This is a genomic window from Streptomyces sp. Tu6071 (genome assembly GCF_000213055.1).
Lineage (GTDB): Bacteria > Actinomycetota > Actinomycetes > Streptomycetales > Streptomycetaceae > Streptomyces > Streptomyces evansiae.
Map to the genome: position 1 here is coordinate 5,836,633 of NZ_CM001165.1, position 25,314 is coordinate 5,861,946.

The 25,314-nt window shown below is 71.9% G+C and carries 25 protein-coding genes and 1 pseudogene; 6 read left to right on the plus strand and 20 right to left on the minus strand.

What is annotated here, in order from left to right:
* Nucleotides 1-25 precede the first annotated feature (25 nt).
* The 5 genes from STTU_RS24625 to glnII form a co-directional block, all read right to left on the minus strand.
* Nucleotides 26-682: a response regulator transcription factor gene (locus STTU_RS24625; protein WP_009064602.1), complete on the minus strand. Its 657-nt coding sequence runs from the start codon at nt 680-682 to the stop codon at nt 26-28.
* On the minus strand, nt 667-2,040 hold the full coding sequence (locus STTU_RS24630) for a sensor histidine kinase (RefSeq protein WP_043256221.1): 1,374 nt from the start codon (nt 2,038-2,040) through the stop codon (nt 667-669). The genes STTU_RS24625 and STTU_RS24630 overlap by 16 nt, the downstream gene beginning before the upstream one ends.
* Nucleotides 2,041-2,451: 411 nt before the next feature.
* Nucleotides 2,452-3,495: an NAD-dependent epimerase/dehydratase family protein gene (locus tag STTU_RS24635; RefSeq protein WP_007827857.1), complete on the minus strand. Its 1,044-nt coding sequence runs from the start codon at nt 3,493-3,495 to the stop codon at nt 2,452-2,454.
* A 132-nt stretch (nt 3,496-3,627) separates the two neighbouring features.
* Nucleotides 3,628-4,215 carry a winged helix-turn-helix domain-containing protein gene (locus tag STTU_RS24640; RefSeq protein ID WP_043256223.1) on the minus strand — a complete coding sequence of 196 codons (588 nt, stop codon included), beginning with the start codon at nt 4,213-4,215 and terminating at the stop codon, nt 3,628-3,630.
* 421 nt (nt 4,216-4,636) lie between these two features.
* On the minus strand, nt 4,637-5,656 hold the full coding sequence (gene glnII / locus STTU_RS24645) for a glutamine synthetase (protein WP_043256226.1): 1,020 nt from the start codon (nt 5,654-5,656) through the stop codon (nt 4,637-4,639).
* Nucleotides 5,657-6,002: 346 nt separating this feature from the next.
* Here glnII and STTU_RS24650 point away from each other — a divergent pair, with 346 nt between their 5' ends.
* Nucleotides 6,003-6,317, plus strand: a complete 315-nt coding sequence (locus STTU_RS24650; protein WP_010287811.1) for a hypothetical protein — start codon at nt 6,003-6,005, stop codon at nt 6,315-6,317.
* A 34-nt stretch (nt 6,318-6,351) separates the two neighbouring features.
* Here the strand turns inward: STTU_RS24650 and STTU_RS24655 are convergent, their stop codons facing one another.
* Nucleotides 6,352-7,755: a DUF1254 domain-containing protein gene (locus tag STTU_RS24655; RefSeq protein ID WP_007827869.1), complete on the minus strand. Its 1,404-nt coding sequence runs from the start codon at nt 7,753-7,755 to the stop codon at nt 6,352-6,354.
* Nucleotides 7,756-8,248: 493 nt separating this feature from the next.
* Here STTU_RS24655 and STTU_RS35665 point away from each other — a divergent pair, with 493 nt between their 5' ends.
* Nucleotides 8,249-8,572, plus strand: a complete 324-nt coding sequence (locus tag STTU_RS35665) for a hypothetical protein (RefSeq protein ID WP_078519039.1) — start codon at nt 8,249-8,251, stop codon at nt 8,570-8,572.
* Between the two features lie 87 nt (nt 8,573-8,659).
* Entirely contained in the window at nt 8,660-9,037 is a 378-nt protein-coding gene (locus STTU_RS24665; protein WP_007827872.1) for an STAS domain-containing protein, read from the plus strand.
* A gap of 7 nt (nt 9,038-9,044) precedes the next feature.
* On the opposite strand, the gene STTU_RS24670 is transcribed toward STTU_RS24665, so the two are convergent.
* The 3 genes from STTU_RS24670 to STTU_RS24680 all read right to left on the minus strand — a co-directional run bounded on the left by STTU_RS24670 (nt 9,045) and on the right by STTU_RS24680 (nt 14,980).
* The gene (locus STTU_RS24670; RefSeq protein WP_234019312.1) at nt 9,045-9,551 is read right to left on the minus strand and encodes an ATP-binding protein; all 507 of its coding nucleotides are present in this window, start codon (nt 9,549-9,551) and stop codon (nt 9,045-9,047) included.
* A gap of 118 nt (nt 9,552-9,669) precedes the next feature.
* Nucleotides 9,670-13,443, minus strand: a complete 3,774-nt coding sequence (locus STTU_RS24675; protein ID WP_234019313.1) for an ATP-binding protein — start codon at nt 13,441-13,443, stop codon at nt 9,670-9,672.
* A gap of 259 nt (nt 13,444-13,702) precedes the next feature.
* A complete protein-coding gene (locus STTU_RS24680; protein ID WP_007827877.1) occupies nt 13,703-14,980 on the minus strand; it encodes a tyrosine-type recombinase/integrase in 1,278 nt (425 codons plus the stop codon).
* Between the two features lie 434 nt (nt 14,981-15,414).
* Here STTU_RS24680 and STTU_RS33460 point away from each other — a divergent pair, with 434 nt between their 5' ends.
* Nucleotides 15,415-15,618, plus strand: coding sequence for a helix-turn-helix transcriptional regulator (locus tag STTU_RS33460; RefSeq protein ID WP_078519040.1), 204 nt, complete (start codon nt 15,415-15,417; stop codon nt 15,616-15,618).
* A gap of 295 nt (nt 15,619-15,913) precedes the next feature.
* Nucleotides 15,914-16,343 (plus strand): annotated as a pseudogene (locus STTU_RS24685) (acyl-CoA dehydrogenase family protein); the annotation flags it as partial.
* A 187-nt stretch (nt 16,344-16,530) separates the two neighbouring features.
* On the opposite strand, the gene STTU_RS24690 reads toward STTU_RS24685, so the two are convergent.
* Nucleotides 16,531-17,190: a helix-turn-helix domain-containing protein gene (locus STTU_RS24690; RefSeq protein ID WP_043256232.1), complete on the minus strand. Its 660-nt coding sequence runs from the start codon at nt 17,188-17,190 to the stop codon at nt 16,531-16,533.
* Between the two features lie 114 nt (nt 17,191-17,304).
* Here STTU_RS24690 and STTU_RS24695 point away from each other — a divergent pair, with 114 nt between their 5' ends.
* Nucleotides 17,305-17,508, plus strand: coding sequence for a hypothetical protein (locus STTU_RS24695; protein WP_037871387.1), 204 nt, complete (start codon nt 17,305-17,307; stop codon nt 17,506-17,508).
* On the opposite strand, the gene STTU_RS36235 is transcribed toward STTU_RS24695, so the two are convergent.
* From STTU_RS36235 to STTU_RS34745, 10 genes are all read right to left on the minus strand, one after another.
* The gene (locus STTU_RS36235; RefSeq protein WP_008746498.1) at nt 17,460-17,777 is read right to left on the minus strand and encodes a helix-turn-helix domain-containing protein; all 318 of its coding nucleotides are present in this window, start codon (nt 17,775-17,777) and stop codon (nt 17,460-17,462) included. The two genes, STTU_RS24695 and STTU_RS36235, sit on opposite strands and share 49 nt — an antisense overlap.
* 140 nt (nt 17,778-17,917) lie before the next feature.
* Complete coding sequence (locus STTU_RS34730; RefSeq protein WP_007827885.1) at nt 17,918-18,070, minus strand: hypothetical protein; 153 nt, start codon at nt 18,068-18,070, stop codon at nt 17,918-17,920.
* Between the two features lie 62 nt (nt 18,071-18,132).
* Complete coding sequence (locus STTU_RS34735) at nt 18,133-18,456, minus strand: hypothetical protein (RefSeq protein ID WP_158678806.1); 324 nt, start codon at nt 18,454-18,456, stop codon at nt 18,133-18,135.
* Nucleotides 18,453-19,664, minus strand: a complete 1,212-nt coding sequence (locus tag STTU_RS24700; protein WP_007827887.1) for a hypothetical protein — start codon at nt 19,662-19,664, stop codon at nt 18,453-18,455. The genes STTU_RS34735 and STTU_RS24700 overlap by 4 nt, the downstream gene beginning before the upstream one ends.
* 4 nt (nt 19,665-19,668) lie before the next feature.
* Nucleotides 19,669-20,559 carry a helix-turn-helix transcriptional regulator gene (locus STTU_RS35955; protein ID WP_267881235.1) on the minus strand — a complete coding sequence of 297 codons (891 nt, stop codon included), beginning with the start codon at nt 20,557-20,559 and terminating at the stop codon, nt 19,669-19,671.
* The gene (locus STTU_RS24710; RefSeq protein WP_007827891.1) at nt 20,556-21,674 is read right to left on the minus strand and encodes an ATP-binding protein; all 1,119 of its coding nucleotides are present in this window, start codon (nt 21,672-21,674) and stop codon (nt 20,556-20,558) included. Before STTU_RS24710 ends, STTU_RS35955 begins: the two co-directional genes overlap by 4 nt.
* A 2-nt stretch (nt 21,675-21,676) precedes the next feature.
* Nucleotides 21,677-23,560 (minus strand): glycoside hydrolase family 15 protein, encoded by a 1,884-nt coding sequence (locus STTU_RS24715; protein WP_007827893.1) that lies wholly within the window; start codon nt 23,558-23,560, stop codon nt 21,677-21,679.
* 139 nt (nt 23,561-23,699) lie between these two features.
* Nucleotides 23,700-24,047, minus strand: coding sequence for a DUF6082 family protein (locus tag STTU_RS24720; protein WP_324607909.1), 348 nt, complete (start codon nt 24,045-24,047; stop codon nt 23,700-23,702).
* Between the two features lie 9 nt (nt 24,048-24,056).
* Nucleotides 24,057-24,206, minus strand: a complete 150-nt coding sequence (locus STTU_RS34740) for a hypothetical protein (protein ID WP_158678808.1) — start codon at nt 24,204-24,206, stop codon at nt 24,057-24,059.
* Nucleotides 24,207-24,321: 115 nt separating this feature from the next.
* The gene (locus STTU_RS34745) at nt 24,322-24,498 is read right to left on the minus strand and encodes a hypothetical protein (protein WP_007827896.1); all 177 of its coding nucleotides are present in this window, start codon (nt 24,496-24,498) and stop codon (nt 24,322-24,324) included.
* Nucleotides 24,499-25,314: the final 816 nt, after the last annotated feature.

Here is a 25,314-nt window from a genome sequence, read left to right on the forward strand (position 1 = left end):
CCGCACGGGACGTCGAGGCCGTGCTCTAGCCCGGCTGCTTCCCGTCGAGGAAGGCGAGCACCGCGAGGACCCGGCGGTTGTCGTCGTCGGAGATCTCAAGACCCAGGCGGGCGAAGATGTTCGACGTGTGCTTCGCGACCGCCCGCTCGGTCACCACGAGCCGCTCGGCGATCGCCGCGTTCGAGCGGCCCTGCGCCATCAGTTCGAGCACCTCGCGCTCGCGCGCCGTGAGCCGGGCCAGTGGCCGCTCGGCGGCGGGACGGCGCAGCAACTGCGAGATCACCTGCGGGTCCATCGCCGTGCCGCCCGCGGCGACCTGCCGCACCGCCGCCACGAACTGCTCGGCGTCGAACACCCGGTCCTTGAGCAGGTACCCGACCCCGCCGTTGCCGTCCGCGAGCAACTCCCGCGCGTACAACTGCTCGACGTGCTGCGAGAGCACGAGCACCGGGAGCCCCGGCCGGGCGCGCCGTGCCGCGAGCGCGCACTGCAGGCCCTCGTCGGTGTACGAGGGCGGCAGCCGTACGTCTACGACCGCGACGTCCGGGCGCTCCTCGGCGAGCGCCCGGCTCAGCTCGGGCCCGCTCTCCACCGCGGCGACGATCTCGCAGTCGTACGCTTCGAGCAGCCGCACGAGACCGTCCCGCAGCAGAAACAGGTCCTCGGCTAGGACAACACGCACGGCAGCTCCACGGTGGCCAGAGTGGGGCCGCCGGGGGGAGAGCTGACGGCCAGGACACCGTCGAAGGTACCGAGCCGGCGCTCGACCCCGGCGAGCCCCGTCCCCTTCGCGGCCGTCGCCCCGCCCCCGCCGTTGTCCCCGACGCTGATCCGCAGCCGTCCCTCGCGGTACCCGAGGTCGATCCAGGTCCGGTCGGCGCCCGCGTGCTTGACCGCGTTGGCGAGCAGCTCGCTCGTCGCGAAGTACGCCGCCGCCTCGACCGGCGCCTCGGCGCGCCCCGGCACGTCCGCGACGACCTCCGCCTCGACGGGCAGCCGCAGCGCCAGCGCCCGCACCGCGTCCACGAGCCCGCGCTCGGCGAGCACCGGGGGGTGGATGCCGCGCACGAGGTCCCGCAGCTCGCCGAGCGCCTCCGCCGAGGACTGCCGCGCCTTGCCGAGCAGTTCCTTGGCCTTCGCCGGGTCGCGTTCCACGAGCGACTCGATCAGTCCGAGGTCCATCCCCACCGCGACGAGCCGCGCCTGCGCCCCGTCGTGCAGGTCCCGCTCGATGCGGCGCAGTTCGGCCGCCGAGGTGTCGACCGCGTCCTCCCGGGTGGCCGTGAGCCGGTTGATCCGCGCGGCCATCTCCTGCTCACGGCTCGGCGCGAGCACCGCGCGCGTCAGCCGGAAGTACGCCTGGACGAACGCCGGGGCCGACCAGCGCGCCGTGAGCCCGATCACCACGCCGAGCGCCAGAGCGAGGAGGCCCGTCGCCTGGCTGTCCACCGGGACGAACAGGTACCACTCCGGGCTGTCCTCGAAGATCCGCCAGCCCCCGGCGGCGAGCACCGCGCCCCACACCGGGTAGAGCAGCACGAGCGGCGCGAGGACCGACAGGATCACGCCCGCCGTGCAGTCGAGGAACAGCCACCCGATGTCCCGCCACGTGGCCGGGTCCCGCAGCAGCGCGAGGCACAGGCCCGCCTCGCCCGCGAAGCCGGGCGCGAGCGGCGGCAGCGGCCGGTACGCGACCCCGATCCGCACCCCGCCCCACTCGCGGGCCCGCAGGCGGCGGCCCAGCGCGTACTCGCGGATCACGGCGAGGACCGGCGGCGTCGTGATGAGCCCGACGCCGAGCGGGATCAGGCAGAGGGAGACCAGGACGAGGCAGAACAGCCCGCACGACACGGCGAGCGAGACACCCGCGAGCGCCGCCCCCCGCCCCGCGGCGCGGAAGGTCCGCAGGACCCCGCCCCCCTCGTCCCGGCGCCCGTCGTCGTCCGCCGCCAGGAGCCGCCCGGCCGCCCGTTCACCGGCGCGCAGGCGCTCGTACACCCGCCGCCCGCCCTCTTCCCCGCCCGCCGTCAGCCCACCCATGATCAACCTCTTCGCCCACCACGGACCCACCGGCCCGATCGGGCCCCGGCGGCCCGACACCCCCAATTCTGCGGATCGCCGCGGCGCGGGGGCAGCCGTCTTACCCCCGTGGTGGGGGTGTACCTGGGTACACCCTCGGAGCGGGGAGCGGAGGTCTTGCCCTCGGTGTCGGGGGGGGCCTGGCCCTGACGGCTGGCGCGGGGAGCGGGGGCCTGGCCCTCGTGGCTGGCTCGGAAAGCGGGGGCCGGGCCCTTACGGCTAGCTAGGAAAGGCGGGGGCCGGGCCCTCGCAGCCGGTGTGGCGAGCCGAGGCCGGGCCCTCGCGCCCGCTGCGGGGAGCCGGAGGCCGGAGCCGAAAGCCCCGCGTTCCCGCCCCTCCGGCCGCGGGGCCCCTCCCAGGCGGCCCGCGCGCTCAGCCCCGTACCGCCCCCAGTCCCGCCAGCGCCTCCGCCTCCTTCGCCGCGTCCAGCCCCAGCGCCGATCGCGGGTTCGTCCGCGGCGGCATCGTCTCCCCGCCCTCGCCCGACACCCACGCCCACGTGTCCGCGACCGTCTCCGCCACCGGCCTGCACCGCAGTCCCGCCTCAAGCGTCGGGGTCACGTCCGCCGTGTGCATCGCCCCGTGCATCTCGCCGGGCGGGCACCACACCGGCAGCTCCGTCCACGGCTCGATCCCCGCCGCCTCCACCTGCTCCGGGGCCGCCCAGCGCAGCACCGCGTCCGAGCCGGTCACCGCGCGGCAGGTCTCCAGGAACTCGCCCATCGTCGTGTGTCCCGAGGGACTGACCAGGTCGAAGGCCCCCGCGTGCCCCGCCGCGCCCGCGTCGAGGAGCCACGCCGCGAGGTCCCGCGCGTCGATGTACGCGAGCGGCAGCTCGCGCGGCCCCGGGGCGAGCACCTCGCCGCCGCGCCGCATCCGCAGCAGCCACCACGGCAGCCGCCCCACGTTCTCGTACGGGCCGAGGATGAGCCCCGCCCGCGCGAAGAGCGCGCGCTCCTCGCCGAAGGCGCGCGCGACGGCGAGTTCACCGCCCCGCTTGTCGCTCGGGTAGTCGCGCGCCTCCGCGTCCGGGTCGCCCTCGACGAGCGGCGCCCCGACGCCCGTCCCCGCCGCGCGCGGCCACGTGTACACGGAGCACGTCGACACGTAGACGTACCGCCCGGCCCGCTCCTTGAGCGCCTCGGCCGCGTCCCGCACCGCCCGCGGCCCGTGCGACCACGTGTCCACGACGAGGTCCCACTCGCCGCCTTCGAGCGCCGCGAGGCCGCCCGGCGCCGTGCGGTCGCCGACGAGCGCGCGGGCGCCCTCCGGCACGGGCTTCGTGCCCCGGTTGAGCACGGTCACGTCCCAGCCGCGCGCGAGCCCCGCCTCGACCGTCGCGCGCCCGACGAACTCGGTCCCGCCCAGGACGAGCAGCCGTGTCGCCGACGCGTTCGCTGATGTGTTCGCTGTCATGACACGAGCGTGCCCGCTCCGGACGGGACCGGGGACCGTATTTCGCTCTCGGGGGATCTTGTGCGCTGTCGGCCGAACCCCGGCGTGTACGGGAACCTTCCCGCACCTGGCGCGGCGGGCCGGCGCCCCCGCTCAGCCCAGCGGCGGCGTGTACTTGTAGCCGACCCGCCGCACCGTCTGGATGCTGTGCCGGTACGCGCTGCCGAGCTTGCGGCGCAGCCGCGCGATGTGCACGTCCACGGTCCGCCCGTCGCCGACGTGCCCGTAGCCCCACACCGTCGTCACCAACTGGTCGCGCGTGTGCACCCGGTGGGGGTGTGCGACGAGGTGCGCGAGGAGTTCGAACTCCAGGTACGTGAGGTCCAGCGGGCGGCCGTCGACCTCGGCGGTCCTGCGGTGCGCGTCGACCCGTACGGCCTCGGCGCGGGGCGCGGGCGCGGGCTCCGGCACGGCGCTCACGGCGGGCGCGGCGGCCTCCGCGAACGGCGGCTGCTGATCGGCCGGTACGAGCACGAGGTACCCGACCATCGGCGGGTTGCCCGGCAGCGCGGGCAGCGTGTGCGGCGGCACGGGGAGCCAGGTCGCCCCGGCGGGCAGCGCGACCTCGGGGGCGGGCGCGGGCTCGCCCGCCTCGACGGCCCGCAGCCGGTGCCGCGGGGGGCTCGCCGGGCTCACGGGCCGGGTGAGCGGGGCGGCGGAGAGGGAAGGGTGGTTCGCCATGGGAGGTGTCAGCTCTTTTCGCACGAAGCGGCACCGAGACGGTGCCGGGGATGCCACGGAGGGGACATTCGTCGTCGCGCGGACCGAAGACCTGAGCCCGGCCGGAGGGGCGGGGAGGGTGTTAGAGGGCCCGAGCGTTCCGCGGGGGCTGACACACCCGGTCGAAATCGTGGTGCTGACGGGACGGCCAGAACGGTTCGAGGTCGACACGACCCGTCACGAGGTTCCGGAAGCTGTCCATGCGTCCATTGAAGCAGATGACCTGAGAGGCAGGGAGAGGGTTTCGGCCGAAGCCGGAGCAAAAAGCCGACAACGAAAAGGGCGTTCACCCCGTCATGGTGAACGCCCCCGGGCCCGCGCGCCTCGCCGCGCGCGCCCGGCCGCCGGGCCGGTCACCCGGCCCGAAAGACCCTCCCGGGCCTCAGACCTGCCCGGCCTTCTCCAGCGAGGCGCAGCACGTCTCCGTGATGAGCCGCGTCACCACGTACGGGTCCACGTTCGCGTTCGGGCGGCGGTCCTCGATGTACCCCTTGCCGTCCTTCTCGACCTGCCACGGAATCCGCACCGAGGCGCCCCGGTCGGAGACCCCGTAGCTGTACTCGTTCCACGGGGCCGTCTCGTGGAGCCCGGTGAGGCGGTCGTCGATGCCCGCGCCGTAGTTCTTCACGTGGTCGAGCGGCTTGGAGCCCTCGCCGAGCGATTCGCAGGCGGTGACGATCGCCTCGTAGCCCTCGCGCATCGCCTTCGTCGAGAAGTTGGTGTGCGCGCCCGCGCCGTTCCAGTCGCCCTTCACCGGCTTCGGGTCGAGCGTCGCCGAGACGCCGAAGTCCTCGGCAGTGCGGTAGAGCAGCCAGCGCGCGACCCACAGCTGGTCCGAGACGTCCAGCGGCGAGAGCGGGCCGACCTGGAACTCCCACTGCCCCGGCATGACCTCGGCGTTGATGCCGGAGATGCCGAGCCCGGCGGCGAGGCAGTTGGCGAGGTGGGCCTCGACGATCTCGCGGCCGAAGATCTCGTCCGCACCGACGCCGCAGTAGTAACCGCCCTGCGCGGCGGGGAAACCGTTCTCGGGGAAGCCGAGCGGGCGGCTGCCCTTGAAGAAGGTGTACTCCTGCTCGATCCCGAAGATCGGCTCCTGGGCGGCGAACTTCTCGGCCACGGCCCGCAGTTCGGCGCGCGTGTTGCTCGGGTGCGGGGTGAGGTCGGTGTCGAGGACCTCGCACAGGACGAGGACGTCGGCGCCGCCCCGGATCGGGTCGGGACACGTGAGGACCGGCTGGAGCACGCAGTCCGAGGAGTGGCCCTCGGCCTGGTTCGTGGAGGAGCCGTCGAAGCCCCACACGCCCGGCTCCGCGCCGTCCGCGACGATCTTCGTCTTCGACCGGAGCTTGGCGGTCGGCTGGGTGCCGTCGATCCAGATGTACTCGGCCTTGAAGCTCACAGCGGTTACTTCCTTCACAGCACGACGCGCCCTCGGGGCGCGGGGGGCGGGTGCGGGGACGCCCGCAGAATGGCAAGGGGCGGTTGCCCGGCCGTTGCCCCGGTGTGAACCGCGTGTTACCCGGACGCGCCGCCGCCCCCGGGCCGCTCACGGGCGGGTCCGAAGGGGCCGAGGAGGCGCCGTCGCACCCCTGTGGCGCCCCCGCGTTCGAACACCTCAAATCCCCTGCCACCAGCGGCTTTTGTCAGTGCCCGGCAGTAGAATGGGGGCAGTGTTCGAACGTGGACGGGGTGCCGGGACCGGCCCCACGAGTGACCGGTCTCACCCCGTCCGACGGCTCAGGAGGATGCCCGTGGCCCGAGCAGCGACCCTCGACCCGACCGCCCCCGCGACCGCTTCCACGACCCCGCTCTTCGACCTCCCCTACATGCCCGTCGAGAAGAGGGCGCTGCCCGCGGGCCGCCCCCGCGAGTGGTACATCGCGCACAACCGCCGCCTCAAGGCGATGCGGCTCGCGATCGTGCTCCTCGACGCGGGCGTCTGGCGCCCCGAGCAGGCCCCCGACCGCACCATCCGGCTCGCCGCCGAGCGCGTCGGCATCCACCCGCCGTCCCCCGTGACGTGCCACATGGTCCGCGCGCTGATGCGCTACAGCCGCTGACGAGGGGCCCGCGAAGGCTCGTACGGCGACGGGGTCACTCCGGCTCCTCCCGTACGAGCCCCGGCACCCGGTAGCCCGCCTCCGGCACGTACAGCCGCAGCACCGCCCGGAAGGGCCCCGCGGGAACCGGCACCCAGTTCGCCGCGGCCGCGCGCGGCGGTCGCGCCGCCAGGCGCAGGAACACGGCGCCGTCCGGCTCGCGGACGAGGCCGGGCGTGCGGTCGCTCACCGCGCGCGGCTCGGGACCCGGGCTGCGCGGCACCTCGTGCGCGCTCAGCGCCCAGCCGTAGGCGGGCGGCGGGGGCGGCAGGCGCAACGTGTAGGCGTACGCCCCGTCGAGCCGCTCCCCGGCCGCGTCCCGGTACGTCTGCGTCGTCGTCGCCTCGTACCCGTGCGGCCCCCACAGTCCGACCCGGGCGGCGACCGCGCGCCGCAGATACGCCTCGGAGCGGTCCCCGACGCGCCACAGCTCCGCGTCGAGCGTGCCGGGGCCGAGGTGGTCGAGGTTGAAGTCGAAGAGATGCGCCGCCCCCTCCCAGCCGCCGGAGCACCCGCCCGCCTTCGGGGGGTCACCGCCCGCCGCGACGCCACCCGCCGGTGCGCCGTCGTCCTCGGCGGGAGCCCCGCCTCCGGCCACCGAGCCCCCGTCCCGGCTCCACCGCCACGCCGCCGCCTCGACCTGCGCGCGCCCCGCCGCCTCGCCCTCCTCCAGCGCCCACCGCAGCTCCGCAGCCGGTTCCGCGTACGGCGTCGCGCCCTCCTCCAGGAGGCCCAGCGACTGGAACCGCTCCTGGTAGGCGCGATCGGCCCCCGAGGGCGGGAAATCACCCGCCCACACCCGCAGCCGCTCCCAGAACCGCAAGGCGGGCTCGGCGAGCGGATCGCCGCCGGGGAGCCCGCCGCGCCCCAGGCCCGGCGCGGTGAGCGGGTGCAGCGCGAGGCCGCCCCGCAGCTCCCGTACCGCCGCGACGTCCTCCGCGTCCGCGAGCGCGCACGCGTACCGCACCACGAGCGTCGCGACCGCCGTCGGCGCCTCGATCACCTCGCGCACACTCCCCGGCACCTGCCCCTCCCAGCCGGGCGGCGCGAGCAGCCAGCTGCCGCCGTCCGCGCCGCCCGCGCGCAGCCCCGCGTACGCGAAGTCGTTGGTCCACGCGTCCACGAACTGGTACACGGCGTAGCGCGGACCGCTCGGCGGGACCTGGAGGACGAGCGGCCCCTCGGAGAGGTCGAGATGGGCGAGCGAGCACAGGGTGCCCTCGTCTCCGGGCCAGCCCGTGGCGGGATCGGCGTGCGCGAAGTGGTTGAAGGCCGTCGCCGGGAGCGAGCCGAGCCCGTCCTGCGTGAGCAGCCCGACGGTCTCCAGGCCCCGCACGAGCGGCGCGCCGTAGACGTACGCCTCGGCGGCGAGCGAAGCCGCCCGGGTCTCGTGGCCCATCCCGCCTCCTCCTGCCTGCCTCGTCTCAAGGTCACACGCCCCCCGTCGTCCCGCATCCCGAGTCGTACGCGATTGCGGCCCGTCCCCTCGCCGGGTGGCGCGCGTCCCCCACACGGACCGACGCGGAATCGGACAGGCGCGCTCGCGAGGGCCGCAAGGGTGAACCGGCGCAGCGCCCGCGCGCCTGGCTCGTTGGCCGGACAGATCGCCTTGCGTGAGCAAGTGATCGCCATACGTGACGAACGGCGCGTGCGTGCCCGGGTGGAACCGCCCGAACATGTACGTACCGGACAGCCCGTACGAGAGGACGCCGCCGCATGCCCCAGCCGCCCGCACACCCCGTCCCCGCACACCCCGTCCCCGCACACCCCGCCCCCGCACCCGCCGCATCCGCAGCTCCCGCGACCGCCCCCGCGCACCCCGCATCCGCGGCTCCCGCTCCCGCACGCCCCGCATCCCCGCGCCCCGTCCCCTCGCGTCCCGGGGGCGCGCGGTGAGCCGCCTCTCGCTCGCGCTGGGCGCCGCGCACCTCGCCGGAGTGGTCTGGCTCGGGCACTGCGCCACGGCGAGCGCGCGGAACGGCGCCTGGTGGACGACCCTCGCCTTCGTCGCCGGCTCCGCGCTCCTCGTCACCGCGATCCTGCGCGAGCACGAGTGCGCCGAGGAGCACGTCCCGCGCCCCGCGCCCGTCCCGCCCCCGCGGCCCGTCGCCGACTGGCAGGTCTTCGAGGCGCTCTGCTGCCTGCGGGCCTGGGAGACGCGGGGCCGCGCGCACGATCCCGCGCACTGCTCGTGCCGCGACTCGCTGTCCTCGTGAGGGGTGCTGAACGGCTGTGAGGAACCCGTGAACGCGGAGGGAGGGGGTGCGTCGGGGCGCCCGTGGCGCTTGAGGCAGGATGCGCATATGCCCGAACCCGCAGAGTCGCCCGAGCCGGAACCGGCGGACGAGACCTCCGCCGACCCCGAGAGACGCGCCCTGCCCGCCGACGCCGCGGCGATGTGGCTCGTCCGGGCCTCCGGTGAGCTGGATCTCGACACCGTGGGAGCGCTTCGCGAGGAGCTGGAGGAGGCCGCCGCGCGCTACCCGGTCGTCATACTCGACCTGAGCCGCGTCGACTTCGGCGACTCCAGCTTCCTCAACCTCCTCATCCGCGTCCGCGCCACGACCCGGCTGCGCCTGGTAGCGCCCACCGAGCCGCTGCGCCAGCTCTTCGCGCTGACGGGCACGGACACGGTCCTCGACGTGTACGACACGATCGGCGAGGCGATCGACGCGGGCTGAGGACCCGTCACCGCTCCCCGGACCGCGGCGGCTTGCGCTGCGCGGGCACGAAGCCGGGGTGCTCGTACGTGCTGTGGGAGGACGTCAGCGGCAGCCGAGCCCGCACCGTCTTGCCGGAACCCGGTTCCTCCATCACCTCCACGCGCGCGAGCCGCCGCACGAGCCCCCACCCGTACCCGCCCTCGCGCACGAGCGGGCGCGGCGTCCGCTCGACCGGCATCGCGTCCGACCCGTCCGAGACGCTGATCTCCACCTCGCCGTCCCCGATGCTCACCCGGAACCCGGTGACGCCGCCCGCGTGCCGCACGGCGTTGCTCACCAGCTCCGAGGCGACGAGCACGGCATCGGCGAGCACGAGCACGTCCACGGGCGGCCGAACCGCCAGCAGGGCGTCGTACACCCGCTCCCTCGCCTCTCCGGGGCGCAGCCCGCCCCCGCCCCGGCCCCCGAGCCCCTCGCCCTTGTTCTCGCCCTCGATGCCGTGCCCTCCGGCATGCCCGTCCTCGTCCGACACCACCACTCACCTGCCCGCACTCGCTCCGCGTCCGGTCTCACCCGCCCCTGTGCACCGGGTGCCCCGAGCGGGGCGCGACGCACCTGTTTTGTGGGGAGAGGCTGTGGCGGGCTCAGGCTCAGGCGCTCGGAACGCGGGCGAGGGCGGCACGGAGGGTGTCGGCGGGGTCGGGGACGGTGAAGCCGAGGTCGCGGAGCTCGGCGACCACCCGGCGGATGGTGGTGTCACGGAGGAGGGCGGTGTGGTGGAGAAAGTGCAGGGGGAAGCCCTCGTGCCGGGAGAGCGAGCGGTGCCTCGCATCGACATCGGCGAGCGCGACGGCTTCCTTGAACGACATGCCGTCCGGCATGTCGGCCCGTGACACGCGTATGCGGTACGAGGTGAGGACGCGGACGACGTCGGCGGGAGGGATGTTGAGATCGCGTGCGAGGGGCAGCACGAAGTGGAAGGGAATGACGTCGGCGCTGGTCAGTTCTCTCCACGCACCGGCGGCCGACAGGATCTCCGCGTCGAACGGCCCAGGCCGTGCGGGGACTTCCAACGGCAGGTCGAAGCCGTACGCGCGCAGGCGAGCGATCCTTTTCCGCAAGGCTTCCGGGTCACCCCCGTCCGCGAAGAGGTACGCGTAGGGCAGCGGGCCCGGCGGCATGAAGTCCTGGGGCTTCCACAGCGGGAGCGAGGGGAAATCCCCGGCGTCCGCGTCCTCCGGGAAGAGGGCGGGGACGGTGAAGCCGAGTGCCCCCAGCCTGTCCCGGACCACGAGGGGCGGAAGCCCCAGCGCCTCGGCGTGAGTGACGATCATCCTCGGTGTCACGGGCTCCTGCCGCTCCAGCCACGGGTATTCGCCGTCCGCCGACCGGCTCAGGAGCCGCAGCAGTTCGTGGTCCGGGCGGCCGGGAAGCCCCGAGCTGTCGACGCGCAGGCCGAGGCCGAGAGCGGAGAGCCGGCGGCACACCTCGCCGGTCGGGAGATCCAGGGCGAGGGCCAGGGCGGCGATGTGCCCCGGGGGAACGTCGCCGCCGGGACCGAGGAACCGCAGGCCCGTGGAACTGCCGGGCGCGGAGAGACGGAGCAGGGGCTCCGTCTCGGCCGTGCGGCGCCACCGCTCGTACTCGGCCGTTCCCAGGGGTTCCGGACGGGCGTGGCGAGCCGGGTCGTGAGCGGCGGTGCGACGGTGAAGGGGCGTGTGGAGGGGACGATGCGCAGAGGCTTCTCCCTCGTGGGGGTATCCGAGGTCCATGAGCTGGGCGGCGAGAGCCCTCGCGGGGCGCCCGTACGCGTGCGAGTCGATGTTCGTCCTCGGCAGACGTCGCCCCGGCCAGTGGCCCTGCGAGGTTTCGCGCGCTCGGACCAGGAGCCACTGGTCCGAGGCGCGCGCTGTGCGCAGCGGTCGCCGCGACAGCACCTCCGGACACAGCTCGGCCAGCGAGCTGAGCGCGTCCCGCCGTCCGTGGGCGAGGACACGCCATACGTAGATGTGGTCGGGCGCGTAACCCTCCGGCCGTACCACCCAGCTGTTCATCCCGCGGGACTGCTCCGGCAGGAGCAAGGAGACGTCCGCGGGAAACGTCCCCGTGAGGGGAGAGCAGAGAGGAACTCCCCGGTGCGTGATCTCGCGCCCCTGGCGGGCGAAGGCATCACCGACGAGGTCCGCCAGCGCGGCGCTGCCGTTCATCACGGAACGGAACCACTCGCTGAGCGGGAAGTCCGCGGGCACGTCCGCGAACACGGCCGCGGCCCGCTCGAGCAACGCGCCGATCGCGGGTCCGGCGTCATCGACGACGTGCTGCCGGTCGACGGAGAGCCGCTCGGGCGCGTCGGGGCCGCGCAGATTGACCACGGCCCCGGCCAGCCCGGCGTCGGTCCGTGCGAGTACCCCGCTCGGGTGCAAGGGCGACACCACGAGTCCGTCCACGAGCAGTCCGCCCCCTTCCTGGCACCAGAAGACCTGGGCCCCCTCCGGCTCGCGGGTCCAGGCGAGGGACCAGCCACTCGCGTTGATACCGGGGGGTTCCCGGAAGCGGTACTCGATGTCTCGCGTCCGCAGTCGCCCCGCCTCCCACGTCGCCCACAGCGTCCCGTCCTCCGCCACCGTCCCGAACTCCGCCACCCCGAGCACCCGCTTCAGCACGTTCACGCACGACCACTCCTTTGCCACCACCCCCTCTCGCAGGTACAGCCGCACCTTCGTCCCCGGTGCCCCTCTGTCCGCCTCCCGCACGATGCGGAACAGGTGCTCGGGGCCGCACACCGAGGCCCGCAGCACGGGCCCCGGCACGCCTTCCGGGCTCATCCGGCACGTCGTGACCCGGATCTCCTCGGCCAGCATGAAATAGCTCAACACCCCGATGCCGAAACGGCTGTTGGGGTACAGCCGGACCGGCGGGTCGAGCGCCTCCCACCGCGCCCGCTCCAGGCGGAACTCGGCCTGCTCGGCGAAGCGGGCGCCCGCGTGCGAGAAGACGCCGCGCAGCTCCGCCTCGCCCATCCCGACGCCGTTGTCCTCGCACTCCACGTACCTGCGCCCGTCCTCGTCCACGTCCTGCGTGAAGCGGATCCGTCCCTCGTAGGCGTTCGGCAGTGCACCCGTGCGGTCCAGGTACTGGCTCCGCGCGCGACGGTAGCGGCAGGCGTCCAGCGCGTTCTGGTAGAGCTCGCGGACCGCGAGATCCCGGTCCTTGTACAGCTCGACGCCGACCGCGAGGCTCAGGAAGCGCCGGTCGTCGCTGCGGAACCGCGCATACCCCTCGAAGACGCCTCGCCCCGGGACCACTCCGGAGGAACTCAGGCGTGCGGGCAGCGCAAGGGGGACGATGCCCGTGGCGCGCACGGCGTGCAGCACCGTGTCGAGTCGCGCGGTGTACGCGCGCAGGGCCTCGACCACTGCCTCGTGATGGCACTCGGCCCGCAGGACGGGGAGTTCGGCCGTCCCGCCCCACGTCGCCCCGGCGAGCGTACGGCGCAGCCCGGCCATGTCCACGGGGTACGGGATCGCGACGTGCTCGGCGACGATGTCGGGCAGCCCGGCCGCCTCGACAGCCATCCCGTGCGCGAGCGTGGCCAGAAGGGCGAGCCGACGGAAGCGGATGCGCTGCGGCCCGCTCCCGCTGCGCACCCGGTCCTCCTCGGGCAGTTGGTGCAGGTGCTCGGGATGGCAGACGTCGGGACCGCGGCGCAGCCCGTGCAGCAGCGTCGCCAGCCGCTCGGCGTCCAGCACGCCGCCGAGCGGGCGCACGCACTCACCCAGTTCCGCGAGCATCCCGGCCACGGACTCCGGCTCGGCGAACTCCTGGTCCCGCGCGAGCCAGCGGTGGAAGAGCCACCAGCCCACGACCGGCTCGGCCGCCGCGTTCCGCCGCGCCCGGCGCACCAGCGCCTCGTGGCCCTCGGCGAACACCTCGAACCGCCGCCGTACGGGTTCCGCCCGGGCCCGTACCGCGAGCGACCACGGCTCCACTCCGGCCACCTCGGCGGCGCGGCGCAGGTAGTGCGTACGGTGCAGGAACGGCAGCAGGACCAGAAGCGCCGCCTCGGCGGGAAACAGATCGAGCCCGTCCGGCTCCGTCAGCCGCTCGATGTGCTCCAGGAACCGCAGAGGTACCTCGGCGTCGTGCCACGGATCCGTTCCCGGCTCCCGCCGCGACGCGGCCAGCCGGCCCACGACCGCGGCCACGAGCGACCGGTGCTCCCGCGTCTCCCGTTCCGGCGGCACAAGGTCCCATATCGCCGAGGCGCCCGCCGCGCGCACCCATGCGTCCGGCTCCGCCTCGTCCTCGGACGTTCCGGGGGGAACCGGAGCCTCCGGCGGTGCTTGCAGGTACAGATTTCTCGCCTGGAAGACGTTCCCCACCACGGTGCCGTCCATGGAGTTGTGGCTGTCGCCCTCGCTCACCCCGTACCTCACTTCGCTCGCTGCGGAGAATCTAGACCAGAAGCGGGCACGGGAACGGGCCGTGGGCCGCACCTCCCCCGAAGGGGAGACGCGGCCCACGGCCCGAGTACGGCCGGTTCGGGGTGTGCGACCCCGGGCCTTCCTAGATGTCGAAGTACAGGTGTGAAAGCCCTGTGACCAGGAAAGACGTATGTCTGGAGGACAGGCGGTGCACAAAGGGTGCACCAGCGGGCTCTGAGAGCGACTCGGTGGTCCTGCTTCATGCTGCGGGCCGGTACCGCTGGCCGATCGCCCTGCGTGCCCGCTCGACAGCTCCGGTCACTCGGTGGACGTAGCGGCGAAGGGTAAAGGCGGGATCCTCGTGACCGAGGAGATCGGCGAGGGTGTATACGTCAACGCCTTCGTTGATCGCCTCAGACGCGTAGAGGTGCCGGAGGGCGTGCATCATTTTGTCGCGACACTTCTCCCACTTGCGCCCCCTTCCGACAGGCTTGTCGTTGAGGGTCTTGATCACGCCGATCGCCTCCAGGGCGCTCTTCCAGAGGTAGTTGAAGTAGTTCTTGTTCAACGGCTTGCGCTCCCGGGTGGTGAACATCAGGAGCACCGTTACTGGCTCGCCGTCTTTGGTCATCCAGGGCAAGGTGACCTCCACCGGCGGGTGCTCGCGCATGTGCTCGATGAGCAGCCCGGCCAGCGGATCGCCGATCGGCACGAAGCGGTCCCTCGGGTCTTCCTCCGTGCCGCCTTTCGGTGGTGCGAAGACCAGAGTGCCTCGATCGTGACTGATTTGCCGGCGGATGTGGACGACCTTGTTCTTGTGCAGCCAGTTGACGTCGGTGGGGCTGAACGCGAAGACCTCGCCCTGCCTCATGCCGAGACCTCGACCGCAGTCGACCGTGGCCTGGTAGGGCTTGGGCAGGTGCGCCTGTAGGGCATCCGTCTGCTCCCACGACAGGGGTACATCCTTGGCCGCCTTCTTGGACCGACGGGGTTTCACGCGCTTCACCGAGCCGGTCTCGCAGGGGTTTTTGGCGATCAGGTCATCGTCCACGGCCATGGCCAGGATGGACGAGAGGTGCGTGAAGACCAGCCCGACCGTGGTCTCGTCGAGAACCTGCATCCGACGCTTGATCCAGGTCTGCACGGTGGACGCTTTGATCTGGCGAAGCTTGAGCGAGCCAAGAGGTCCGATGATGTGATTCCTGACGCGAGATTCGTACTGGGCGTTAGTCCTGGGGTTGGCGAAAGTCTGGTTCGCCAGCCACTGCTCGGCCACTGCCTTGAGCTGAGCTTCGCCCCTTCGAGGGTCGATGTACGTGCCGTCGTCGACACTGCCCTGCATCCTCGTGAGGTGCAGCCGAGCGTCCTCGTACCGGTCGAAGCTCTCGCTCTGCTGCTGCCCCTCCGGGTCGCGCCATCGAGCCAGCCACCGCTTGCCGCGACCATGCTCGCGGGACGGAACCTTCTTATGAGAGGTACAGGTCTCTTCTTTGGCTCCGGGTCGCTTCTTGTGCCAGCGGTCATACGGCTCAGACATGGCACCCCGCCACGGTGTGCGGGAGCGGAAGACCCGGCGAAAGACTGAAGGGGCGGGCGGTAGAGGGATAGGTCTTGATTGCGGTCGGTGCTATTGCTCCGGGTTCGTTCACCATGGCAGATAGATGTAGCTCGAATCCGGTGAGTGTTGCAAGGCATATCTGTGGAACCGCGATCAGGCCGCCTCAGGGTGCTGAATCGGGGTATTCAGTGATGCGGAGGGGTCGTGTTATTGTGCCTCGTTTCATTTCAGGCGGCTCGGCTCTTCTGTAGGTCCGGCCGGGGTGCTGCGGATTCAATGCCCATGTTGGTGGTCGGTCTGGGGGCAAGGCGTCATGTTTGGAGCGGCCGAGGAATCTCTGCACAATGCCTCCCAGGGCGGTAACCCTGCCCTCGCTGCTTTGTTCGCCCATCGCTTCTGTGAAGGAGTTCGCAGTGCCTCGAACGCCTCGTCCCGCGACTGCCAGTGGTGCTGGCTTGTTGCCGCTGGCCACCCCAGAGGAAGTAGCGGCTTACCTGGGTGTGCCCGTGAAGACGCTCTACCAGTGGCGTCATCGTCGTACCGGCCCCACTGTCCATAAGGTTGGTCGCCACCTGAGGTATCGGTGGGGTGAGGTGGACGCGTGGCTGGATGAGTGAAAGGGATCGCTTGGGATGTGTCATCTTTTTCCGGCTTACGGGAAAATGACCTGCCGGACTTGTTAGTGGCTCTATCGGAGGTTTTCTCCTGCTTCCCGGTGTGCTCGCCGGGAAGTTGTGAGGGAGGTGATCGTGGAGTGATATTTCGTGGCCCGTGCAGTCCCCACCCGCTGCAATTACTTCCATGGGTGCGTGGCAGGCGCGTCTAAAAATCCCCGTATTGATAAGAAGTTTTACGGTCTGTCTGCTGCAACCCGATGAGCCCCCGTGACGCATCACAAAGGGTGGAGCGGTGATGAAGACGCTCGACCACACGTATCATCATCGCCGCGCAGGCCCTGGGCATCGCGCAGGGCGCCCTCGACTACGCCAAGGGCTACGTCCAGGAGCGCAAGCAGTTCGGTAAGGCCATCGCCGACTTCCAGGGCATTCAGTTCATGCTCGCCGACATGGCCATGAAGATCTCCGCCGCGCGCGCCCTCACGTACCAGGCCGCCGCCTCCGAGCGCGGCGACGCCGACCTCACCTACCAGGGCGCCGCCGCCAAGTGCTTCGCCTCGGACGTCGCGATGGAGGTCACGTCCGACGCCGTCCAGCTCCTGGGCGGCTACGGCTACACGCGCGACTACCCGGTCGAGCGCATGATGCGCGACGCGAAGATCACCCAGATCTACGAGGGCACCAACCAGGTCCAGCGCATCGTCATGGCCCGCAACCTGCCGTAACGCCGAGGGCCGGGCAGGGACGATGTCGCGAGGGCAGGGTGCGGGCTCTCGCCAAGCTCGACGCGGTCCTCACCCGGCCGGATGCCGTCATGGCCTCCTGCGCGGCGTGACCGCTGATGCCGGCTCGCGATGCTGGTGGTGTTCGGCGTCGAGGCGAGAGCACGGGAGACGGTTCCTCGCTTGAGCTTCACGCAGTGGCCTCCTGGTCCTTCGCGAGCGTGGCCTCGTCGACGTGCTGGAGGTCCGCAGGCAGTGGCGGGGGGGTCAGGCCGCGAGCGCGCATGCGGTCGCGATGCGCGCGCAGATCTTTGCGGTCCTCAAGCGAGAGCGCCTCGTAGGACCGGGCGCGTTCCTGCAAGCCCGGTACGAGCGTGGGGTCGAGGGCGGTCTCGGCGGCGCGGCGGCGGGCAGTGGCCATGGCGATGGAGGCTTCCACCGCCGCGAGCACGTCGTCGTGCGCCCGGTACAGGTCGAGAACCTCCTGGTGCTCACCGGAGGGGGCGGCGGAGTGTCGCCCCTCGCCGGTGAACCAGGCGAGACCGTCCCACGGGGAGGCGGTGCGATGAGGAAGAACTTCGACCTCCTCCTCGGTGCCGTCGAGCTGGAAGAGGAGCAGCACAGGGGGTACGCCCACGACATCGGCCAGGACGAGGAGGTCGGCGACGGAGAGGGACGTCTTCCGTCCGGTCTCCAGGTTCTTGATCGTCTGTGCGGTCATCTCCTCGTGTCCCCGTTCCGCGCAAGCGGCTGCGACGTCGGCCATCGTCATGCCTGCCGTCGTGCGTGCGGAGCGCAAGGCGGATGCGATGCGCGCGGTCAGTTGCGAGGCCCACAAGGTAGGTGCCATGTCGGCACTTTATGATCTGGGAAAGTGCGGCCGCAAGTTCTGTGCTACATGTACGCCCTGCTCGTTACCGTCGAAGTCGCGCTCGGGTGCGACGAGGGCACCAAAGGAGCCGTGATGGATAAGGGTGTTGGCGCTAAGGATCTGCTGGCTCTGCCCGCCGTGATCAGCATCGAGGAGGCGAACGCTGTCCTTGCGATCGGGCGCTCCACCGGGTATGCCCTCGCGAAGAAGGGGGCATACCCGGTCAGGGTGCTGCGGCTGGGGCGTTCCTACCGGGTCGTCACGGCGGAGCTGATCGAGTTGCTCGGCGTCAACTGAGCTGCGGGCGCGGAGGTTGGCCCGGCGCCGGCAGCGTCCTGTCGATTGCCGCCATGAGCCATGGTGACACCACTGGCTTTCAGGAGGCCCTGGATGGATCCGTAGGAGCGGCCTGTCTCCGTGGCTATGTCGCGGATGGTCATGGTCGGGTAGACGGCGAGCGCTGCTCGGGTGAGGTCGGCGGCTTCCTCTTCTGTCAGCCGCTTGCCCTTCGGGAAGCGGGGCAGCGTCCTCTGCTTCGCTGTCCGTTGCGGCACGATGTTTTCCACTTTCCTCGGATGATCTCGTTTGGAGTTGTCAGTTCGAGACGTTGCTGTGGACGCTCCGCGCCCGCGGTCGCGGAGCGCCGGAGCCCGGTGACCCGCAGGAGCCGCCGTTTTTCAGGGGCATGAGGAGTTCGAGCCCAGCGCTAGTGCGGGTGGCCTTCGGGCTGTTCGGTGGGGTCCAGGTCTCCGCCCGGCTCGCCCTCGCCGAAGTACGGGATTTGCGCGGGCAGGAACAGCGCGGGATCGCACTGCTCACAGCCTGGGCAGGCCCCGCCTTCCGGGATCGGGCACGGCATTGCGTACTCCTTCCAGGGGTAGGGATCAGGCTCATGCTCCGGGCCTCCGACCGACTGCCTTGTCAGGGTGCCGGTGGGCGTCCGCCGTTCGAGTGGCGACAGCGGGTGCCGCGCTCGATCGCGGCGAGGGAGGGACGGCGAAGTGCCCCGCACGTCGCGCACTTGCAGCGCCACCCGGCGTACTTGTCCTTGGGCACGGTCTCCAGCGGGATGTATCCGGCGGCCCGTGCCGTGCGGTCGGCAGCCTCTTGCTCCGGAGTCCTGGTCTCGGGCTGGGTCTGTGGGGCGGTGTGGAAGGAGCCGTCTCGCGGGTAGCGCAGGGGTGGCGGCGCGCCGATGATCCCGCCCAGGGAGACCCAACGGCGCGGTCCGGAAGAAGGGTTCACTGGCGCCTCCAGAGGGCTTGGAGACCGGGTGCGCCGTGCACGGCGGCGATGAGGGCGCCGGTGTGGAAGGCGGCCGTGGTGGTGGGTGAGACGGCGCGGTAGCGCAGGCGCTCGGTCGTGGAGGCCAGCAGGGTGTGATGGAGGTCGACGGCGGCCTCGACGGCGGTGTCCGTCCCGGCGGTCGCGATCGCATGGGCGGCGAGGGCTGTGCTCACGCGCAGGAGTGCCCAGTCGGTGACGGGGCCGATGGACCGCTGGCGGGTGGCCTCCTGTTCGGCCAGGGGGGCGAGAAGACCGAGGCGTGAGCGGGCGGCCTCACCGTGCACGGTCAGGGCGAGGTCGGGCAGGTTCTCGGCGCACGTGGTCAGCCGTGCGTGAGCATCGTGGAGGCGGCGAGCGCTCATGGAGCCGTTCTCGCGGGTGGGCTCAATGATCCAGTTGGGGGCTTCGACGACGAGGCCGAGGGTGTCGTGGTGGTGGGCCGCGTAGTGCCAGGCGCTCGTGCGGCACTCGGGGCCAAACCCCGTGTCGTGGGCGGCGAGCCAGACACCGTGGGCCAGCCGGTCGGTGAGGGGATCGCCGCCTTCATCGCCGCTCAGCGCGAGGGGGACACCGGCCTGTGCGGCGATGTCCGGTGTCAAGGCGTTGGTCGGTGGGTGGGAACGGGTGGTGAGGGTGTAGGCGCCGCCGGAGAGGCAGCGGTGGAAGTCGCCCAGCAGGTCGGGGCTGGTTTCGTCGAGGAGGGCGCGCAGGACGAGGGTGGTCTTCGACTCGGCGAAGCGCGGCGGGTCCTGGAGTGCGAAGCCCCACAACGGCTGGCGCTCGGTGGGGGGCCGGTAGAAGGCGCGGTGGTCGAAGTGGTTTGCGATGCTCAGCGAGCGACCGGCATGGGGGTGGTTGAGGGCGGAGCCGTCGGGGTCGGCGTCGAGTACAAGGTGCCAGGTGACGCCGGAGCGGAGAGTGGGGTGCGCGGCGAGGCGGAGCGTAAGTTCGAACAGCGAGTGGGCGGTGTCCTCGTCGGGGTGGGCTCCGGCGAGGACGACCACGTTGCGGTCGCTTCCGCCGCGCATGGTCAGGACCTCGATGGGCCTGCCGCCGTCGGTGGTGCCCGCGATCTGGTAGGTGCACCAGGAGTAGGAGCGGTCGAGTTGGAGCACGAGGTGGCTGAGGGGGCTCGGCGGCCTCAGCCGGAAGAGGCCGGTGTTCATGTGGTTACCCCTCGTTCCAGTTCCAGGCGTGGCCGCGTACGACGAGGCCGAGGGCGCTGTCGGTGCCCGCGTGCGCGGTGAGGTGGCGGACGGCGGGCCGGACAGCCTGCGGTGTGGTGCCGACGGCGTTGGCGATGTCCGAGAGCAGCGAGTTCGTGGTGATCGCCTTCCACAGGTGGAGTTGAGCGGCGGTCACGGGCGGGGACGGGACGGCGAGGGAGGGCGGGGTGGCCGCGCCGGTGGCGAAGAGGGTGTGCACCAGGACGTGGAGGGCGGTGCGGGGCGGGCACCCCAGGGCGGCTCGGGCGGCTTTGAGGTGGCTGGTGACCGTGTCGGGGCTCACGTGGAGGCGCGAGGCGATCTCTTCTTTGCCCATGCCGCGGGCCGCGAGGCCGAGGGCGGTGGCGCGGGCGGGCGGCAGGAGGCCGGGCCGAAGGGGGAGGGGCGCGTTTGCGTCGAGGGGGGTGCTGGCGAAGGCGCCGAGGGCATGCCCGAGCGCGACGAGGTGGGCCGTGCTGCGCGCGTGGATTTTGCGCAGCAGGGTCTGGGTCCACAAATCGACCTCGACGGGGGGCATGGCGAGTGCCTCGGCGACGGCAAGGCGGGTGGCATGTTCGCCCCACGCGCGCACGAGGCGCGCCTCCGTGGGGATCAGGGCCGGTCGCGTGTCGCGGGCGGGGACGGGGATGTAGCGCTGGGCGATGAGGTGGTGGACGAGCATGGCCCGCGAGGCGCTGTCCGGCAGGCGAAGCCCTTCCCGTAGTCGCTGCACCAAGGTGTTCACGCGGAGGGCGGGCAGGCCGGTACGGAAGGCGATCTCGCTGTTGCCCAGCCCGGCCGCCACGAGACGCGCCACCCGCGCCTGCGCCGGGGGAAGCCATGTTGCCGTGTTCACCGGTGCGCCTCCTGCGTGCGGGCGCGGCGGGTGCCCGCGATCCAGTCCTCGGCCGTACCGCGCCGGCCCGAACCGCCCACCGCCTCCCCGCCCTCGTGGGGCCGGGCGGGGGCGGGGTGGGCGAGCAGCGTGCTGGGCAGGGTCAGGATGACCCGGGTGCCGCCCCAGGGGGCGGGGCTGATCAGGTCGGTGCCGATGCCGAAGTAACGGGTGAGCGCTCCGACGGTGCGCAGGCCGAGCTGCGGACGCGCGCCGAGCCGCAGCAGCATCTCCGGTCCCGTCTCGTTCAGCAGACCTCGTGCCGTGGCGAGTTGGTCTGCGGTCATGCCGGGTCCGGCGTCGTCGACGAGCAGGTAGGCCGAGCTGTCGGGACGCGCGTCGCAGGCCACCTGGACGCTGGTGGAGGCCCGGCCGGCGTTGTCGAGCAGCGCGGCCAGAAGGTGGGTGAGGCCCTCGACCGCGTCCCCGTGGACCATGACCTCGGGAATCTGGACGAGACGCGCCCGCTCGGTGACACCAGCCCGCCCGCACGAGGCCCGCACCAGGTCGGCCAGGCTCGTCGGCCCGGCGGGCGCGAACCGACTGCCCGCCAGGATCGCGTAGTTGATGGTGGCGAGCCGTACCGCCACCGCGTCCTGCGTGGGCAGCCCGCCTGCTACCGCGTCGTGGTCCTCGTGTGTGCGTGGAGTGTCCGGTGGCCGGGCGGGGCCCGCGCGGTGAGTGAGGTCCGCGAGACAGGCGCGCAAGGAACGGACGTACTCCTGCTGTTCGCGCTCCGCGACCGTCCGGATCTGCTCCACCCGCACGCGCGCGTCCCGGCGTGCGGCCTCGACGCCGAGCGAGACGGCGGTGGACACCCCGGACAGCACCCGGTACAACGCGGTCGCCAGGGAGGTGTCCCGAAGCTGCGGCGGGAACTCCGCCTCCCATTGCCCACCAGACACGAGGGCCCGCGCCACGTCACCCAACGCCGATTCGGCGGCACGCAGTTGTGCGGCCTTCCTCTCCTCGTCGGCGCGGACCTGCTGGAGGGCCTGCTTGTGCCGTCTGCGGGTGAGGAGGTGGTAAGCGGCAGCGAGCGCGGCCAAGGCGAAGGCGGCCACCACAGGGAGCATGATCACCGTCCGGCCCCCGTCCGGACGAGCGCCGGAGTGATCTCCTCGACGGCCGCGATCTCCACGTCCTGGGCGCCTCGGGCGGTGACCCGCTGGAGGAGGAGAGCGCTGCGGATGATCGCCTCGTGGGTGTAGGTCTGGGGGAAGTTGCCCAGCAGACATCCTGCGCCCGGGTCGTATTCCTCCGAGGCCAGCCCCAGGTCGTTGCGCACCGCCAGCAGGCGCGCGAACAAGGGGCGCGCCTCCTCGATACGGCCGCTGAGGGCGAGGGCGTCCACGAGCCAGAACGAACAGAGCAGGAAAGCGCCTTCGTCCCCCGCGAGCCCGTCCTCACCGACCACGCCGCCCTTCGTCGGGTAGCGGAACACGAACCCGTCCGGGGTGGCGAGCTGCTCGCGTACGGCGTCGATGGTCCCGAGCACCCGCGGATCGTCCCCGGGCAGGAACCCCACGGCCGGGATCAGCAGCAGCGCGGCGTCGAGGTCGGGGGAGCCGTAGGACTGCGTGAAGGTGCGGCGGACCGGGTCGAAGCCCTTCTCGCACACCTCCTCGTGGATGCGCGCGGCCAGCTCGCGCAGCGGGGCCGGGTCGACGTCGAGGGCGCCGGCCTCCGCGAGACGGGCCGTGCGGTCCACGGCCACCCACAACATCACCTTCGAGTGGACGTAGTGCCGCAGCGGCCCCCGCCCCTCCCAGATCCCCGCATCCGGCTCCCGCCACAACGCCTGCACCTGCGTGATCAGCCGCCGGTGCAGCGCGGCGGTGTCCTCGCACCGGGCCACGCCCGCCTCGTGCGCGAGGAAGAGCGTCTCGACCAGCTCGCCGTACACGTCGAGCTGTCGCTGCTGTGCGGCCCCGTTGCCCACCCGCACAGGAGCGGAACCCGCGTAGCCGGGAAGCCAGTACAAGTCCCGCTCCGGCAGGTCGTGTTCACCGCGCAGTCCGTACATGATCTGGAGCGGGCCCGAACCCACGGCGCGCAGCAGCCACCGCCGCCAGGCCACCGCCTCCTCCTGGTAGCCGGTCCCGAGCAGGGCGGCGAGCGTGCCCGCGCTGTCGCGCACCCACGAGTACCGGTAGTCCCAGTTCCGCGCGCCGCCGATCTCCTCGGGCAAAGACGTCGTCGGCGCGGCGACGACCGCCCCGCTCTGCGCGTACGTCAGCGCCTTCAAGGTCAGAGCCGAGCGCACCACCGCGTCGCGGTGTGGGCCCCGGTACGTGCAGCGGGAGGCGAACTCCTGCCAGAACGAGGCCGCTTCGACGAGCGCGGCATCCGGGTCGGGCACGCGCGGTGGCGCCTCATGGGCGGGGGCCACGCTCAGCGCGAAGGCCACGATCTGCCCGGCCGACACCACGAACCGCCCGACGACGTCGCCATCCTTCTCGCTCTGACGGCACGGGCCGTCCAGCCACACCGCCACCCCGCCGCCCTCCGCGACGACGCGGCCACCGTCCTCGTGCACCCACGGCGCCACCCGCCCGTATCCGGGCCGCGCCCGCAGCTCGGAGACCATCGCGACCTCACCGAACAGGCCCTCGACGATCCGTATGACCTGCGTCGTCCCCGCCGTCAACGGCATGAAGTCGGTGACTCGCACCATCCCGCTCTCCGTGTGCCACTGCGACTCCAGGACCAGGGAATCCCGCACGTAGCGGCGCGACACGCTCATCCTCTCCCCGCTCCCCGAACCGTGCTCCGGAGCGGTGGCCGGGGCGAGGCGCCAAGTGCCGTGCTCGGGCGTGCCCAGGAGCGCGGCGAAGACGGCCGGGCTGTCGAAGTCGGGCGCGCACAGCCAGTCGATCTCGCCGGTGTCCGCGACGAGAGCGATGGTGCGGGTGTTGCCGATCAGGCCGTAACGGTCGATCGGAAGAGAAGTGGAGGTCATTGCGGGCTCCGTGGATGTGTGCGGGCGGGGTAGACGTGTGGGGCCGGTACTTGCTGGTGGAGGGGAAGTGCGGCGCGCGCTGCGCGGGTCGGGGCTGGTGCCCGGCGGGCGAGGCCCGACGGGCACCAGGTGCAGAGGGTCAGCTCGTGGCGATCTCCGGGACGTCGACCGGTTGCGGTCCGCGCGCAGCCAGAATCACGGCCTGGTACTCGCGCTCCATGACCTTGCTGAACTGCCGCAGGAGGACCGTGTCGTCCCAGTGGTCGCGGCCGTTGCGTTCCCAGTACGTGTGGAACGCGGGGAGACTCATGAGGTACTTGGCCTCCGTGCGCAGGTGATCCGCCGTGATTTGGTCGGTGCGCCAGAGCATGGTGAGGAAGCTCATTTGGCTGTTGCAGACCATGTCGATGCGGGTCTGTTCGGCACGGGACTCATCGCCAGCCATCACGAGAACGCCGTCGGGGTCGTCCAAATAGGTGTCGATCAGATCCCGGTGCTACGCGGTCGACGCGATGGTCTTCCACTCCTCGTGGTGCTTCTTCCCCTGCTGGCGATACTCCTCGTGGCGGCGCTCGGTCACGACGTAGCCGGCAGTCAGCGCGGCCCCGACGAGGCCGACGAGGGTGGCGAATTGGTGGTTCTTCACTTGGTGCTCCTTGATGGTGAGTGCGGGCGTTCGGGCGAGCCCGCTTCGATCGCACGCGGCGATGACGGGAAGCGGTGGGAGGCCAGAGCGACCAGCTCTTCGCGGGCGTGTCGAGCTAGACCCGCATCCCCTTGGCAGTGACGGTGATCTCGAAGTTGTGCAGACCGGGCTTGCCGATCGACCACCATCGCTCGTAGACGGCGAAGACCTCTTCGGCGAGGGGCGGGGGTCGTGTCCGAGCGCGGTGGAACCCGCCGTCGCCCCGGGGACGGGAGAGTCGTCGCGTGGTCAAACACGCGCTCCCGGGGCGACAGCGGGGCTTTCAGACACCAGGCCGGGACGCCAAGGCCAGGTGCAGAAACAAGAGCGGCAGGCTGAAGAGCACCAGGGCGACGAACGCGCCTGTCCACCCGCTCTCGATCCAGCTCTGCCACTTCGGTCGGTGAGAGCTTCGCGCCCGCGCCCGCGTGCGGTTTTTCGTGCTCGTGAACATCGACAGACTCCTCGTAGTGGGGATGGCCGCGGGCCACCCGCTCTGGTTGGCTGAGGCGCTGCCGAACGAGGACCTCGGTCCTGGAACTGGATGGAGCGCCAAGAACACACGCAGACGACAGACAGTTGTGCGGTGAGGTCATCACTACGAAGCCGTGTGGACCGTGGCCGGGCACCGGAGCGGGCTCGCGTGCAGCACCACCCACGCGCGCCGAGTCGCTGCCTCGACGACGCTCCAGTAGTCGTTCGCCTCGCACGACAGGTCTCGCTCGTTAAGGGTGAGCAGCCCGTGTGCCCTGCCCTCGCGGACGAGGTTGTAGACGGTATGGAGGCCCGCACGGTCTTCTGGGGCGAGACCCGAGGGGTCCCACCACGCGCCGCACGTGTGAAAGCCGTGGGCGGCTGCGTGCTTCTCCAGCGCCGCGATCGTGTCTTTCGGACGCAACTCCGTCTCTCCGCATCCAAGACGCTGTCGCGCTCCGATCGCGTACACCGCTAGCGTCATCGGACGGCCGCCACGGCGTGACCGTATGGCCGCGAACGTCTCCGTCCGGAGACGGTGGGCGTCCCACCACCGGGACGTCGGACCGCTCAGAAGACGTCGCTCGGTGTCGTT